Here is a 16,806-nt window from a genome sequence, read left to right as displayed (position 1 = left end):
CTCGTTTCTACTTATTTTATATTTATAATCCGCTCTGGATGCGTATATACATTTAAAGATTTATTACGAATGAAGCCTATTGTAGTAATCCCTAACTGCTCCGCTAGTTCTAATGCTAACTCAGTTGGAGCTGATTTTGACAATATTACTTCACAGCCAATTTTCGCAACTTTTAATAGAATTTCAGAAGAGATACGTCCACTAAAAACAATAATTTTATCACCAATCGAAATGTTATTTTTTAAACAATAGCCGTAAATTTTGTCTAAAGCGTTATGTCTTCCTATATCCATGCGGCTTAAAACAATTCCACTCACATTACATAAAGCTGCATTATGAACGCCGCCTGTATGTTGAAACGTAGACGCAGATTGCTGCATATCATTCATTAACCGAAAACAATCCTCGGCAGAGATCTTTACGCGAATATCATTCATTTCTTTCGCAGTCAGCGCATCGTTCGCAAAAACAAACCCTTGCCTACTCATTCCACAGCACGAAGTAATATAACGTTTGTTTTGTATGTCACGATAATAAGGATTGATTTTCGTCGTTTTTACATGTACATAGCCTTCTTTTTCTTGCATCCATATTTCATCAATATCTTCATACTTTCGGATAATGCCTTCAGAGGCTAAAAAGCCAATTACCATATCTTCAATATACTCTGGAGTACTAACCATTGTAACAAATTCCTGGCCGTTAATTTTAACCGTAACAGGAAACTCTGTTACAATGCTGTCCTCTATATGTTTAAATTCCCCTTGCTCATATTTAAAAATTTTCCGTTCCACCTGAATCGATTTCACGATGAGCATCCTTCTCTCACGTTATATTTTTATCAAAAACAAACACGGAAACTGCAATATCTTCATCTACTTTCATATCAGAAAAAAGATGAACTAACTTCGCACCAACAAGTTCTTCTAAATGTTCATGAGGATTAGCCACATACACTTCTTGAATCATTTTCGTTCGAGCCATATGAACCATTTCCGCCCCATCCGTAGTTCCCGAAATAAATTTCTCAGTAGGTGTTAAATTCCCATAAAGTGTTGCAATAGCCATGTTCTCGGTAAATACAGTATGAATTCTTTCCGGCCCTTTCCCAAACAACTCTTTTCGAAGCTTTCGGATCATATCATTAAATTCATGTACCATTTTTGACATACGCTCATTCCTCCCAGTTATTCCATACCATCTTCTCAAATATTATTCCATCACAACTATTTTAACAAAATGATCATTTCGTCTAAACTATTTAATAATGAGACGAAATGGATCATCTTGTACAATTATCTCAAGTACGCAAGCAACATATGAAATACTATTATTGTTGCTTATCTATTCTTCTTTTAACCCTTTACCCATACCTTTTAAGAAATGAAGACCAAATCCGATAGCACGGTTAATGTCTGGATCTTTCAATACTTTCATAAGATCGAATATCCCCACTTTTTTATTGCTTTCTAGATGTTCATTTCCTTCTTCTAGCCCTACTAATAAACTACCTATAAGCTTTTTCGTAAGTTCCGGATCAAGTTCTGTTAAAGCTCCTGCAGCGCCCATCATATTATTAATTAAATTTGTAACTGGTTCACGAGTGACCTGGCCTAGAACGATTTTTGCGATTGGTTCTCTCGCTTTCAGCATAGAATTTGCAGCTTCTAGCATCCCAATGTCATTCAGTTCACCTACAATATTAAACATTTGATTTAAAGCTTCTTCATTATTAGCTAGCAGTTCTTTTAAAGCTTCGAGTTTTTGTTGTTTAAGTTCTTCCTCAGTTAGCTCCTGCTTCTGGATCGCTTGAATAGGTGCTGCCATATTCTTTTCTCCCCCTTAGTTATCCGTTAAATGTACGTATCCTGGACGAGCCCACTTACGATTTACCTCAATTCCGTTTTGAGGATGACGCTTTTTATTACGTGGGTTCGTTTTTGGCATCGGATTTTCGCCATCAACTTCTAACACTTCCATACGTACTTTCGTTTGCTTATATGCCGGCGTGTTTGTACGCAAGTCAACGGCAGGACCTGTTAAGAAATTAATTGCCGATTCTTTATCAGTCGAATTCATCGGTAAATACAGTTCATTCGCTTTTACACGATCCGTTACAAGTACACGTAATTTAAGTGCTCCGAATGGAGAAACAAGGCGTACTAACGAACCAGTTTTCACTCCACGTTCCCTTGCAAGCTCTGGAGAAACTTCGACGAAAACACCTGGTACTTTCGATTGAATACCAGTTGATTTATTTGTCATGTTCCCTTCATGGAAATGTTCAAGCATACGGCCGTTATTAATGTGAAGATCGTATTCTGCTGGGAATTCAGCAGGACGTACCCAATCAGCTATCGCAAAACGAGCCTTTTTGTCCGGGAAGTTAAATCCATCTTTGAATAGAAGCGGCGTATTCGTACCATCAAAACTTCCCCAGTGGAAACTGTTCCACCCTTCAAGCACTTCATAGTTTGCGTGTGCAAATAGTGGTGATAAGCTTGCCATTTCCGCAAAGATTTCACTTGGGTGATTATAGCTCCAGTTTGCACCTAATTTATTAGCAATTGCCTGCACGATCCACCAGTCTGGTTTCGCATCTCCTAGCGTTGGAAGCACTTGATATAATCTTTGTACACGACGCTCTGTATTTGTAAAAGTACCTTCTTTTTCAAGAGATGGCGCTGCTGGTAATACTACATCAGCGTATTGAGCTGTTTTAGAAAGGAACACATCTTGAACGACAAAAAATTCAAGGCTTGATAACACTTCATGTACGTGATTTGCGTTCGAGTCTACAAGAGCCATATCTTCTCCAACAAGATACATAGCTTTCATTTTCCCTTCATCAATTGCGTGAAGCATTTCAATGTTATTAAGACCTGGTTTGTTATCAATTTTTACTCCGTAAGCTATTTCAAATTTCGCACGCTCTACATCATCAGTAACGTGCTGATATCCTGGAAGCCAGCCTGGAAGTGTTCCCATATCACAAGCACCTTGTACGTTATTATGACCTCGAAGCGGGTATGCACCAGCACCTGGACGGCGATAGTTTCCTGTTGCAAGAAGTAAGTTTGAAATCGCAGCGGAAGTATCTGAACCACCAGTATTTTGTGTTACGCCCATTCCCCAAAGAATACACGTTCCATCTGCATCACGAATCATTTCTGCCATTTTAACGAGCGTTTCTTTTGAAATGCCTGTAATCTCTTCTGCATATTCAAGCGTATATTCCGCGAGACTATCTTTGAAATCATCAAAGAAGTTTACATTCTCATCGATGAACTGCTGATCGTGCCAACCTTGATCAATCATATATTTCGTAACAGCCATTAACCATACTTGGTCTGTTCCTTGCTTTGGACTAATAAAGATATCCGAACGCTCTGCCATTTCAGTTTTACGAAGATCTGCAACAATTAGTTTTTGACCGTGAAGTTTATGCGCACGTTTCACACGAGTTGCTAATACTGGGTGACCTTCTGTTGGATTACAACCGACGATAATAACAAGACCCGATTGTGCGATATCTTTAATCGTCCCTGCATCTCCGCCCATACCAATTGTACGGAACAATCCATCTGTCGCTGGTGATTGACAATAACGTGAGCAGTTATCAATGTTATTCGTTTCGAACACTTGACGCGCTAATTTTTGAATAACATAATTATCTTCATTCGTAATTTTAGAAGAAGAAATAAAGCCGATAGAACCTTTACCGTACTCTTCTTTAATAGAGCCCAATTTATTCGCCACTACATGAAGCGCTTCTTCCCAAGTCGATTCAACGAACACTCCATTTTTACGAATTAAAGGTTTCGTAAGTCGTTTTTCAGAATTAACGAAATCCCAACCGAATTTTCCTTTTACACAAGTAGAAATTGCATTAACTGGTGCCTCAGAAGTTGGTTGCACCTTTAAAATTTTGCGCCCTTTCGTCCATACTTCAAATGAACAACCTACACCACAAAACGTACATACTGTTTTCGTCTTCTTCGTACGAGTGTCACGCATCGCAGCTTCTACTTCTGACACAGCGAAAATACCGCTATATCCAGGTTCAACCTCTTTAATAAGATCGACCATAGGTTCAAGAATATCCGGCTTCAGCCCAGTCATAAATCCAGCTTCACCGAGCATCGATTTCTCCATTAATGCATTACAAGGACAAATCGTTACACATTGACCGCAGCTTACACATGAAGAATCGTTAATATCTACTCCTTCATCCCAAATAACACGTGGGCGCTCTGCCTCCCAATCAATAGATAACGTTTCATTAACTTGTAAGTTTTGACACACCTCTACACATTGACCGCACGCGATACATTGATTCGGATCATAGCGATAAAATGGATGAGACATATCAACTTCGCTTGCATCAACTTTTGGCTCATAAGGATATTTTTGATGCTCAATTTCCATTAATTCTGCCGTATTATGCAGTTTACAATTCCCGTTATTGTTGTCACAAACCGTACAGTAAAGTAAATGATTTTCTAGTAAACGGTCCATCGCCTCATGTTGTGCTGCCTTTGCACTAGTAGAGGACAGCTCAATATTCATACCGCTCGTCACTACAGTAGAACAGGATCGCACAAGCTTTCCGTTAACTTCTACAATACAAGTATCACACGTTTGAATAGGATCCACTTCCGGCACGTAACAAATTTGTGGATGTTCAATTCCGTTCTCATTAATAATGCCCAGTATAGTTGAACCAGGCTCAGCATTATACTCTTTGCCGTTAATTGTAATATGAACCATGCTGTCGTTCATGGTTACTCCCCCTTTTTGAGAATAAAAAAAACTCCACCACGAAAATATACGCACCACATTTTTGGCACGTTATCATCATGGTGGAGTAGTTTATTAGCACATCTTGCTAAAATACCAATCCATTTATTCATAAATAAAATGATAGATTCATAACAGGTCATATCACGATTCCATCTTTAACACTGTAATTATAGCGTTAAATCGAAAAATACACAATATAATTATCATTACAAAGGACAAAGCACATAATGCTCTGACCTTTGTATTACATTTTAGGATTATTCTGAGATGACTTACTTCCCGGTGCAAACCAACCAATTAGTGCGATGGCAACTAATACTCCGTAGAAGATTAAAGTCCAAGTTGTACTGTGTGGAAAATCATGATCTAAAATACCTATATCCTCATGGGCAAGTGTAATTACAGCAAGTTTGACGCCGACCCAGGCAACAATTGCATATGCTGTTGTTTCTAGTGCTGGACGTTTCTCCAGTAATTGTACAAACCAAGTTGCCGCAAATTTAATTAAAATAAGTCCAGCTATCCCTCCAAGAAGTACAACAATGAACTGTCCTCCATCCATACCTCCGAAATCGTCAAGCGGAGAATCCGGAAGCCCCAGAGCAAGAGCAACTGCGGCTAATATTGAATCAATCGCAAAGGCAAGGTCAGCTAATGCAATCTTTCCTACTGTGAACCAGTAGCTTTTTCCTGCTGCTTCCTTTTCATCTTCCTTGTTAATATTTTGATTATTTTTTCCGAATTGCGCCTGAATGACATGCTTTAATCCTAAGTAAAGAAGATACGCTGCTCCTATCGCCTGTATTTGCCAAACATTTGCAATAAATGATATAGCAAAAAGGGCTGCGAATCGAAAAACAAAGGCCATAATAATTCCGTAATTTATAGCTCTTTTTTTCTCTTCTTCGGGTAAATGCTTGGCTATAACTGCTAGTACAAGGGCATTGTCAGCCGATAACAATCCTTCTAATCCGATTAAAATTAACAATGCCCAAGCATACTCTAGCCATATTGAATCCATCCGCTTCTCTCCTTTCTAAAACTAAAATCAGATAAGGTCTTTGCTCATTAGAATTTCCTATTAAGCCAAATTAAATGCTAAAACATTTTGACAGTTACTTTGCTGTCCTCTATTTGTTATAATTTCAACAAAAAACAAATCTAGATTGTGGTTTTCTTAGAAAAGGTGACGCGACATTGTGCTTAAAAACTTGATGAATTCATCTTCACTTACAGGTTTACTGTAGTAATAGCCCTGAATTAGATAACATGCATTACGTTGTAACACTGTTAATTGTTCCTTCGTTTCTACCCCTTCTGCGATCACTTTCATGTTTAAAGTATGCGCTAGTGAAATAATGGTATGAATAATTTCATTTCCATCAGTAGAATTTCCGATCCTATTAACAAATTCTCTTGGAATTTTCAAGGTATCAATTGGATACAAAGGGAGATATGCTAATGAAGAATACCCTGTACCAAAATCGTCAATTGATAAATGTACACCATATGATTTTAATGCTTTTAACTTCGATAAGGTTTCTTTTTCATCTACCATTGCTATTCTCTCTGTTAATTCTAAATCAATCGAACTAGCAGGTACCCCTACTTCTTCTATAGTAGATATGATTGCTTGAACAAAATCTTTCTGTTCAAACTCTATAGCAGATAAATTTATCCCCATTTTTAGATTTACATAGCCTGCAGAATGCCACTTTTTCAGTTGTCGACACGCTTCCTGTAACGTCCATTTCCCAATTGGAATAATTTGCGACGTTTCTTCCGCGATAGGTATAAATTCAAAAGGAGAAATAAGTCCCAGTTCTGGATGTTGCCAACGAATTAAAGCCTCTGCACCAATAACCATACCAGTCTTACTGTCAACTTGTGGTTGATATAATAAAAACAACTCATTATTTTCTAATGCCTTCGGTAAATCCTGTTCTAATCGTAATCGTCTTGTTATTTTTTTTGATAATGTCTCGTCATACATGCAAACAGCATTATTACCTTTTTCCTTTGCACTATACATAGCAATATCAGCATGTTGTAAAAGTGTAGTAGTATTTATTCCTCCAAACGGATACACTGCTATTCCTATACTAAGAGATAAGTAAAAGCTATGCTGATTTACTACAAATGCTTCTTCAGTTATACGAAATAGAGTTTCACACAAATCCAATAGCTGTTGCTCTGTATGGTTATGGACTATGATTGCAAACTCATCTCCCCCTATTCTCGCTAGAGGAATAGCCGGTGACAGACATGTCCTAAAACGTTTAGCAACTTCTTTTAAAACACTGTCACCAATTGAATGTCCCAGTGTATCGTTAATGGTCTTAAAACGATTTAAATCTATATACAAGAGTCCAAATTCACCCTGCGTTTTTCGTGCACGCTCAATGGATTTTTCTAATTCTTTTTGGAAGAATATTCGATTTCCAATCTCCGTCACTGTATCATGGAATGCTAGATAGTTTATCTCATCTTGTTGTTTCTTCATTTTCGTAATGTCTTTTACCATTACATAACTTCCAAAAGTTTGTCCTTCTATCATAATAGGAACAATGGTGACGTACCAAAAATGAATGTCCTTCTCATTATTATTTTTCACACGTAATTGTAACGAAGCCGAACTGCATCGTTTCCCTTCCTGTAGAGCTGCTTCCAATTCAGATCTATCTTCGTCTAAAAAAATCGAGAAGCACTCTTTACCTATTAATTCATCACTGTTTTTTCCTAATAACATACTTCCAGCCTGGTTTATATTTAACACAGTACCATTTGAATTAATCGTTAAAATAGGATCTGGATGATACTCATATAATGACTTAAATCTCTCTTGATTTTTGACCAAGTCATTGGATTTGTTTATTAAATCTTCTGTTCTTTGAGATACTTTTTGTTCTAATTGATTATTAAACACTTTTAACATTTCGGTTAAATCTCTGTTTTGCATTCGTACGATAGTATGACGAATCAGCACAAATACAAATGCAATACAATTCCCAGTAATAAGTGTAGCCGAGGCAGTTTGCTCTTTTAAAGTAAAGCCAATTAATACCGCAACTGCAAGATAAGGAAATATAACAAGAAGTTTCTTCCCAAATGTGGGATCGATAATGAAATAATTCCTTCTAGAAGATGCATTCTTTGAGATCGAAGCAGCAATAGCGATAAATAATAGGAAAACTCTATACAAACACCTTAATAATATAAGTGAACGATCTGACAAATCATCTTGTAAGTAAAAATACAAGTAGTCCGTAATAGCCAATCCAGTTAATACGAGGATAAAAATAAATAATTTACTTTTCGCATTAAAAATAGCTGGTCGAAAGATTAGACTAACTCCTAATAAAAGAAGTAATAAATCTATAATCGGAAAAATAAATGAGAGAAAAACATCTCCAATTGATAAGAATAAGATATTTGCAGAAGGTTTATTAAACAGGTACCACTCTAATGTAAAAATAGCAGTAACAACAATACATAAATCACAAATTAAATACGCTTTTTCCCACTTGTTACATTCCATAATGATTTTATAAAAGAATGCAAAGAGAAAGAAGAATAAGAAAAACAACAAAAACACATCAGAGATATTAAAATTTTGTATTGGTAATTCTACATTAAGTACTTGAAAAGCGGATATAAAATTCCCGATCAAGAAACACCCTATTGCAATAGTAATGCAAACCCAGAATACTCCTAACTTAATTTTTCCGGATAATATAGAATAAAGTAATGAGATAAATACAGTAGTTTCAACAACTAAGGATGATAGTCGGATATTAAAATCTGATACAAAATAATGATTCGGAAAAACAAATAAAAATATAAAACAAAAGCTTATATAGAATATTAGAGCTATTGTTAATAAGATAAATTGCAAATGTGAATGTTTAAGCAATATATTCACCTTCTTAAGTCTTTCATCATTTTTTTAAAATTTGTTTCTAATTATTATTCATATTATGACCATTTCAAAAGATTTCTTTCAAAATAAAGCAGCCTTACATTACACCTGCAAATATTTAACAATTCCATAACAGGAATTACAAAAAAATATGAACAGCTATGTCCTTAACACTATCAATTATTGTTATACGAACTATTTATGTAACAAGTTTATTTAATAGCTAATTAGTTCAAAGAATGTTTTCTTTGAACTAATTGTATACTGCCCATCTGAATCATATAACTTAACTATTTTTAAATTAAAATTTCACGTAAAAATAATGAATGTAGGTGTATGCCCCTATCTATTTATCTTTTTTTCTTCATAACTTCTATAGTATTCATTAAGTACGCTAACTTAAACACCGACTTATTTATAATCCTTAATAAGTCGGTGCTAGTATACACTATAAAACTAAAACACATTTCAAATAACAAAACTATACTTTAGCAATTTATAAATTTCATATTCCTAGAATTACTAAACTTTCTTTTACCTATTACAATCTATATTCAGATACATTATTTCCTTTCCATTCAATAATAATCTAAAACCCCTTCATAAATGGCTTCTGCTGCAATCTGTCTGCCGTTTGCCGTAGATAGTTTACTGTAATCGATACCATTATCTATAAAAGCCAGTTCCGTTAACACAGCTGGCATGTCGTTTTCTCTTATAACATGAAGATCTCCGTGTTTAACGCCTCTATCACGTGTTTGAAGAGCCTCTACTAAACGTGTTTGAATTTTTCCGCTAACACACGACTTTCTTCCACATGAGGATTTGTTTTTTCGGATTCAGAAGATTTATAGTAGTATGTTTCTGTCCCTTTTGCATTACCATTAAAAGCATTTGCATGAATGCTTATAAAGATATCCCCCTCATTTTGCTTAGCAAATTTAACACGTTCCTGTAAAGAGCTTTTTTGGTCATGTCCAGGTCTAGTATCAGATTCACGAGTTAGTAAAACTGTAAATGGTGTATGTTTTTCGAGCAATTGTTGTAGGCGTAAGGAAGTGTCTAATACGATTTTACTTTCAGGCAATCCTTTTGTGGACTTTCCGGGATCTGCACCACCATGTCCAGGATCAATAATGATTGTTTTACTTTCTAAAGGGTTTTTCGGACTGTATTGAAGGGTATCTGTTTTGGCAGTAAGTTGTGCGGCTTCTGCACGTGTTATGAATTTATTTGGTTGCCAACCATTATCAGTACCAACAGAAATCTTTAAATCAATTAAAATATTGGCAAATTTTTCACCCCAATGTCCTTTTAAATCATCAAATTTACTTTGCCCATTACTATTTGTTCTATCTTGTAGCTTATATGCATTTACTAACATTGTTGCCATTGCAGCACGAGTAACTTTTCCAGAAGGATTAAATATTCCGTTTCCTTCACCTTTAATTATTCCTGCTTTTTCAGCTGCGGCAATATACGGCGTTCCCCAGTGGTTTTGTGAATCTGTAAAAGATGGTTTTGCATTTAAGTCAATATGTATACCAAGGGCCTTTGTCATAATTGTTGCCGCAGAAGCCCTATCTAATGTATCACTTGAACCAAAAGTTCCATCTGGATAACCACTCAATACTTTTTTATCAACTAAATAATTAACGGATTTGTCAGCCCATTCAGGAACATCTTGGAATTTATGAGTATTTGCAAATGCACTAGATGAGTAGGATAGTAGACTTCCAGCAAGAATTCCTGTAGCGATTAATTTTTTCTTCAAAATTTAGCACCTCTAAAAAATTATTACAAGTTGGTAAATATATCATTTATAGTTAATCTTTAAATAATACGACCTAGAATAAAGAATAGATTAAATCCGCATTATCCCTATATTAAAGATATTAAATGAAAATCGAACTATTATTCCGAAAAGAATCCTGAGACATACACTTATAGATAGAAACTATTAAATATATTCACCAACATTGTGTAACCAGTATAGTTACTCATATGTACGAGTGTCAATTAAAAAAACCTTACATTTTTGTAAGATAACCATGTTAATAATGTAGTAAGTAATTATTATATAATGTGAATAATTACTCGGTATAATAAAATAGTAATCTTATATTTTAAACAAATATTAATTATCTTGGTAGGCAAATAACTTATAACAGCCACCTTTTTGGCTATGCTTTGGAATCCTACTTTACTCTTCAATTCTCCGTATTAAAAGTTTGTTGATGAAATGTAATAACAACTGTACGATTATACAACCTATTCACCTCAATTAAATCAGTTAAATATTGAGGAAGAGTCGGTTTATCTTTAAAATCATTATGTATTAAGTCCTTTCACAGTGACAATACTACAAAGTAAGACCTAGCTCCTTCCTTTTGTACAAATTTTTGATTTACTAAAATTAATTGTAACTTTTCCTCTGTCCGAAACGATTCCATACAAAACAAAAGGGAAATACATATACACTATGTATCTCCCTTTTATTTTGTACCCAATTTTTTTATTGTGTTACGGTCATAACTTGTCCACTACGGTCAACCATAATTTTCATTTTTCCGTCTTGAGCGTTATATAACCCTAGCTTATGTAGATCTTGTTTGCATTCTTTTACGAAGTAAGGCAATGTACGAATTTGATCGATATCAGAGCTCGTAATAAAATGAATTAAATGATGCGTCATCTCTTTAATATCATGAACTAGTTCTTCCTTCTCTCGTTTTAATCTTTCATTTTCAGCTCGTAATGAATGTAATTCACCTTCAAGACCACGTGCATTCTTTTCATCTTTTGAACGCTCTGCTGCCATACTGGAAAGCTTATAGATTCCCTCCATGAACTGATGCAATTCGTGTTCTTTCTTGTCACTACATTGACTAATTGTTTCAAAGTTATCCACGATGCCAGATATAACTGTTACGAGGCTTTTTTCATCATCTTCATTTCGAACGTCTTCAATTACTTCCTGCTTACTTTCTTGTTTTTTCTCAGCAATTGTCTCTTTTACAGGTGCATATTTACGTTTTCGCCCCGGCTTTTGTTTTTCAATATTTTCAAACGGGATTTCTTGTTTTTTTAATTTATAATACGTATTTTGTAATTGACTTTCCGTTTTTCGAAAAAGATTCAATTCATTTTTACTAACATATTTTGAAATATTTGCGATGTTTAAGCCATGACGTTGACAAAATTGATACACTTCATACAATAATTCTAGTTCAGACTTCAACCAAGTAATCGCTGATTTTTCATATTCTCGCATACCGCCATTTTTTTCTATATCTATTTGAAATAATACCATTCTATTATATAAATCGATTAGCTCTTCATACCCGATTTGGAATTGTTTCTCTATTTTTTTAAATTCCGCCTCTAATTTCATATCGTTCGTTTTATTATTTGACATGTTTTGTAAAAGACTTAATACATTGATTGCTGTGTGGTGATACATAATATGTGTCACTCCCCCTCATCCTTTCACAATTCTCATCTGACTCCCATGTCTTTTAAGAAAATAGAAATTTCCACATATCCATATTATAACATTTCGAAATTGTCTGTCAAATAATTAACATACAAAAAGGTATAAAAAGTATCGAAATAAAAAATGATTTTTAACAAAAATTAAAAATTAAAAAATAGCTAAGCAAAATATTATATCAGAAAAATTCTACTTAATTATATTATATGGTATTCCTAATATATTTTCACCGAAAAAGTTTGCGCCACCACGAAATCTTATAGATGAAATAATTGAACATCATGTAAAAAAACCCTCACCTTTACTATAAAGGTGAGGGTTTTACACAACGCTAACTAATTAACCGAAAGAATGACCATTATTACCACGGTGGCTACAGAAAAACAAAAATATCTCAGAAACACTCAACCTTTCTGTCTTTATACACATGGCTGGCTCCTCTCTTCCAACTAAAAGAAGCTTTATAGTACTAACTTATCAACTAGCCCGATTAACTCTTGAATATCAGGCTTACTCACTTGAGCATTCGCTCCAACTGCCTCACCTTTATGGAACAACTCATTCGTAATTAATGAAGAGAAAATAATGACTGGTAATTGATTCATTACTTCACTATCTTTAATTACTTTCGTTAAATGGTGTCCATCCATTTTCGGCATTTCAATATCTGTAATAAGCAGGTGAATATGTTCATACATTTTTTCACCTTGCTCTTTTGCTAGTTTTTCAATTTGTGCTAACGCTTCAGCACCATTACTGAAGAAGTTCATTTTCGTATATCCAGCTGATGATAATGTTTCTTCTAATATTTGGCGAAGCATCGCTGAATCTTCCGCAATATAAATCACCTTTTCAGCTCGATCTGTTTTTTGCTCTAATCCTGCAAGTGATTTATTGTCATAGCCAGTACCGCTAATTTCACATACAATTTTTTCATAATCTAATAGTAAAATGATTTTCCCATCTAGTTTTACAATTCCAGACGTCGTTTCTTCTAGTCCCATAGATAATGAAGCTGGTTCATCAATTTGTTCCCATGAAATACGTTGAATACGATGCACTTCATCAACACGGAAAATAACTTTCATTTGGTTTAATTCTGAAATGATAAATTTCGTTTGATCAAGTGGTTTTATAGATTTTAAATTAAGAGCCGTTGCTAAGTTAATAACAGGTAAAATTTCACCACGTACTTGAACAACACCTTCAACTGCATGATGAGATTCTGGCACAGTTGTAACAGGGAATGGATTAATAATTTCACGCACTTTCATTACATTAATACTAAATAAATTTTCACCAACAGTGTACGTTACGATTTCTAATTCGTTTGTTCCGCTTTCTAATAAAATACTTTGTGCTTGTGACATAAAGGTGTCGCTCCCCTTCCATTAATTCCGTATATTTAATTATTAAGCTTTATTAAAACCAAAAAGTCAACTACCTATATGAAAAATATAGATAGTTGAGTGATCCTCACCGTTTTAAAGTAGAAATACTACCGGTAAAACTTAATCTTGTATAAACGAAGCAAGTGCCTCTAGTAACACTTCTTGTGCTCCTACAATTTCTGTCGGCATTGCTTCCCATTTTTTCGAAAGTTCCGTTTCCACTCTTATTCTTAGCTCCGGATTCATTTCTTCTAGCACGTATTCTTTCGTTGCTATATCAACATCAAGTAGCGCAAGTGCATATAACTCCGGATCGTTTATTTTTTTAAATACTTGTTTCAATACCGCCGGTGCTATATGTTTTAACTTTTCAATGTGAATTTCCTTATCAGAAAATAGTAACTCATATTGAATATACGTAACATTTTCTTTAATAACTTTAAAATAGCAATTATTTTTTTTATCATTTACAAAATAACCGTTCGGATCTGCAATAATACTCTCTACTTGACGTATTAAATTAGGTAAACTACTCGCCGCCATTACAGTACGTTGCTCAATCTCACTTGGCGAAATGAATGTAACGCGATACTTATTCTGCGCCATCCTCCTCACCTCTCCTTTTATATAAACTTAGTCTAATTGTACAATATAGCACAACTATCTTAAATTAATCTAACTCTATTTCAAATCATTGCTCCTAGAATCAGAGAAATCCTCTCTCCAAAAAGTGAAGAGGCACCACCTAAACACTTGGATTACAGCCTCTCCAACTACCTTAGAACTACTCCATATCTCTACAACATGCGAGACACTCATAAGCACTGTCGCTACTACAATCCGGTGAGCCTACCAATCTCATTCATGGCTCCCATCCTCTTCAACTAACCTAGAACCACTCCATATCTCTGGTATTACAACATGCGAGACACTCCATATGCACTGACCGCTACTAAACATCGCTGGGCCCTCTCTCAAAACCTAAAAGAAAGCTTTTAAGCCCCTTTCAACAACTCAATGTTATTGAACCAAAAAGCAAGCTGTTGATCCGCAATATCCGGCAACGTAACAAAAAACTCACGACACTTCATCTCATCCTTAAACAGTTGATACTTCCAAACGCCTTCACTACCAACACTTACGAAATAAAACTCATGAATACGGCCAATGATTGCCTGTTTTTCACCAAATGAATATGGAGGCACTTGCTTAATTTCAAATTGATCCGGTAAATATACATGCTCTTCTCGTTCCATTTTTAACACTTGCTCAGCAAGTTCACGTTTCTCTTCGAAAAAAGGCAATTGTAAAATTCGCTCTTGTCTTGTCATACGAATAAAAAACCCTTTCTACTACGTTACAATTTTTTCTTTACGTTTTATTATCGAATTAAGTTTACAACTTCATTTAATACTTCATCTGAAATTTTAATTACTTTCGCATTTCCTTGGAAGCCACGTTGGTATAGCATTAAATCAACGAATTCTACAGATAAATCTACGTTTGCACCTTCTTGTGCACTACCGCGTACTTTCCCTGCACCATTTTGGCCAGATACGCCCATTGCTAAAATACCAGTTGTATTTGTCGCTGTGTAGTTACCATTACCATTTTTCATTAAGCCGCCTTCGTTCGGGAACATCGCAACAGCTAATTGACCCGCAGCTTTCATACTTCCATCAGAATATTTTACCATCACATATCCACCGTCAGCAATAAAGCAATCTTTAACAGTCGCTGCTGCTCTACCATCTACGTCTGTTACTGCTAATGTTTTCTCTGTCGGATGGTTTGTTAATTTACTAAAATCTAAATTTACTGTTCCGCCATTAAATGGAATAGACGCTCCAGGGTTTTGCTGATTTGGCTTTCCTACCGCATCGAATGTTACATCACCGCCTGCGCCTTGAACCTCTTTAAACTCTGTTTCTTTTTTCGAGTCGTTACGCATATGTACTGTATATTTATAATTATGTTCACTAGTTTGTGTAAATTCTACACGCATTGTCCATGTATTACCGGCATCATCGTATGCAGGCAATTCTTGCGTAATCTGTTTTGCATCGGCTGGAATATTCCCTCCAACGACTCCTTTTGACGTTCGAATACCACCGATTGCTGATCCCATTGGAATTTGCAACGGTCCTGGAATACCAGATAAATCAACTTCACCAGTTGCTGCATTTGCAGGATATGCAAATACATATTGCCCTTCTGTATTCGTAATATAGTAATCTGAAGATATTCCAAATGTACCTTTACGCGTAAATTCCGTGTTGCCGCCTTTTGAATCGCCAACCACGAAGAAACCATTACCTTCCATTGCTGCTTGTGTTTTACCACCAGTTAGCGTAATTGTACCATCGCTATAATCCGTAACTGTTCCGCTCATTTTCACACCGTTACCGATACTTTTCGGGTTCGTCCCTGCGTATTTATCGTCGCCTTTTGAACCAATTGAATTGTTATACAGTAAATCATCAAACATTGCTTTTTGTTTTTTATAACCAACTGTTTGTGCATTGGCAATATTATTTGAAGTTACACTTAATGCATTTTGTGTTGCATTCATCCCTGTAATACTTGTATATAACGCTTTAATCATAACGTATGTACACTCCTTATGAATTTGTAGTTTTTACTTCTTCAGTTACTTTTTGATCGTCTTTCTTTGCATCTTCTGGATTCGTTTCTCCAATCGGTTTATCAGACACCCTCTCAACAAAGCGAAGAGATACAATCTTATTATCAATAACGAGCTGTACATCATTATTTTCCGCAAGGCGAACTGTCTCTACTTGACCAGTTACTTTTTTACCGTCACCGTCGATCCCTCTTACGTATTTCCCTAAAAACTTCATTCCGCCATCAAGCGCTGTCGAATACATCGTCGTTCTTAAAGAATCAACTGCTTTTGTCATATTTTGCACTTGTTCCATAAGAGATAACTGAGCTGTCTGATTCATCATTTGATTCATATCCATCGCATTGAATGGATCTTGGTGCTGGAAACTTGATAAAAATAATTTTAGAAAATCATCTTTCCCCATTACACCAGGAGTCTTTTGCTCTCCTGCTGAAACTCCATTTGTTTGTTGAACTGGCGATTGTACACCGTTAACAGGTACATTACTTTTTTGCGCTCCTGCTTGTAACGGAATATGATTTGTACTCGTTGTATTTAATCCAACTGTTGGCAC

The 16,806-nt window shown here is 35.3% G+C and carries 12 protein-coding genes and 3 pseudogenes; all 15 read right to left on the bottom strand.

The features are described 5' to 3' along the window. Positions 1-11: 11 nt before the first annotated feature. The 15 genes and pseudogenes from fdhD to LCF45_RS08365 all read right to left on the bottom strand — a co-directional run bounded on the left by fdhD (position 12) and on the right by LCF45_RS08365 (position 16,806). The gene (gene fdhD, locus LCF45_RS08430) at positions 12-809 is read right to left on the bottom strand and encodes a formate dehydrogenase accessory sulfurtransferase FdhD (RefSeq protein ID WP_002086466.1); all 798 of its coding nucleotides are present in this window, start codon (positions 807-809) and stop codon (positions 12-14) included. Positions 810-825: 16 nt separating this feature from the next. Further along, complete coding sequence (locus tag LCF45_RS08425; RefSeq protein WP_002012015.1) at positions 826-1,170, bottom strand: Na-translocating system protein MpsC family protein; 345 nt, start codon at positions 1,168-1,170, stop codon at positions 826-828. Between the two features lie 174 nt (positions 1,171-1,344). Next, a complete protein-coding gene (locus LCF45_RS08420) occupies positions 1,345-1,827 on the bottom strand; it encodes a helical membrane plugin domain-containing protein (protein ID WP_263894738.1) in 483 nt (160 codons plus the stop codon). 15 nt (positions 1,828-1,842) lie between these two features. Next, positions 1,843-4,782, bottom strand: a complete 2,940-nt coding sequence (gene fdhF / locus LCF45_RS08415) for a formate dehydrogenase subunit alpha (RefSeq protein WP_263894737.1) — start codon at positions 4,780-4,782, stop codon at positions 1,843-1,845. Continuing rightward, positions 4,751-4,943 (bottom strand): annotated as a pseudogene (locus LCF45_RS08410) (hypothetical protein). The gene fdhF and the pseudogene LCF45_RS08410 overlap by 32 nt, the downstream one beginning before the upstream one ends. Positions 4,944-5,047: 104 nt before the next feature. Next, the gene (locus LCF45_RS08405) at positions 5,048-5,824 is read right to left on the bottom strand and encodes a TerC family protein (RefSeq protein ID WP_002168733.1); all 777 of its coding nucleotides are present in this window, start codon (positions 5,822-5,824) and stop codon (positions 5,048-5,050) included. 156 nt (positions 5,825-5,980) lie between these two features. Continuing rightward, positions 5,981-8,716 (bottom strand): sensor domain-containing protein, encoded by a 2,736-nt coding sequence (locus LCF45_RS08400; RefSeq protein ID WP_088291318.1) that lies wholly within the window; start codon positions 8,714-8,716, stop codon positions 5,981-5,983. Between the two features lie 547 nt (positions 8,717-9,263). Further along, positions 9,264-10,496: pseudogene (locus LCF45_RS08395) on the bottom strand (N-acetylmuramoyl-L-alanine amidase). A gap of 448 nt (positions 10,497-10,944) precedes the next feature. Beyond that, positions 10,945-11,061: pseudogene (locus LCF45_RS27125) on the bottom strand (Ger(x)C family spore germination protein); the annotation flags it as partial. Between the two features lie 176 nt (positions 11,062-11,237). After that, on the bottom strand, positions 11,238-12,185 hold the full coding sequence (locus LCF45_RS08390) for a DNA-binding domain-containing protein (RefSeq protein WP_050000162.1): 948 nt from the start codon (positions 12,183-12,185) through the stop codon (positions 11,238-11,240). Between the two features lie 491 nt (positions 12,186-12,676). Continuing rightward, complete coding sequence (locus LCF45_RS08385; RefSeq protein WP_002030950.1) at positions 12,677-13,585, bottom strand: chemotaxis protein; 909 nt, start codon at positions 13,583-13,585, stop codon at positions 12,677-12,679. 141 nt (positions 13,586-13,726) lie between these two features. Beyond that, the gene (locus tag LCF45_RS08380) at positions 13,727-14,212 is read right to left on the bottom strand and encodes a hypothetical protein (protein ID WP_002012030.1); all 486 of its coding nucleotides are present in this window, start codon (positions 14,210-14,212) and stop codon (positions 13,727-13,729) included. Between the two features lie 389 nt (positions 14,213-14,601). After that, positions 14,602-14,937, bottom strand: coding sequence for a DUF3964 family protein (locus LCF45_RS08375; RefSeq protein ID WP_078203031.1), 336 nt, complete (start codon positions 14,935-14,937; stop codon positions 14,602-14,604). Positions 14,938-14,987: 50 nt separating this feature from the next. Beyond that, positions 14,988-16,211 (bottom strand): flagellar hook protein FlgE, encoded by a 1,224-nt coding sequence (locus LCF45_RS08370; RefSeq protein WP_002126594.1) that lies wholly within the window; start codon positions 16,209-16,211, stop codon positions 14,988-14,990. Between the two features lie 16 nt (positions 16,212-16,227). Continuing rightward, on the bottom strand, positions 16,228-16,806 hold the full coding sequence (locus LCF45_RS08365; protein ID WP_002012033.1) for a flagellar hook assembly protein FlgD: 579 nt from the start codon (positions 16,804-16,806) through the stop codon (positions 16,228-16,230).

The organism is Bacillus sp. 41-22 (genome assembly GCF_025809295.1).
Lineage (GTDB): Bacteria > Bacillota > Bacilli > Bacillales > Bacillaceae_G > Bacillus_A > Bacillus_A mycoides.
This window is presented reverse-complemented; position numbering and strand designations above follow the sequence as displayed.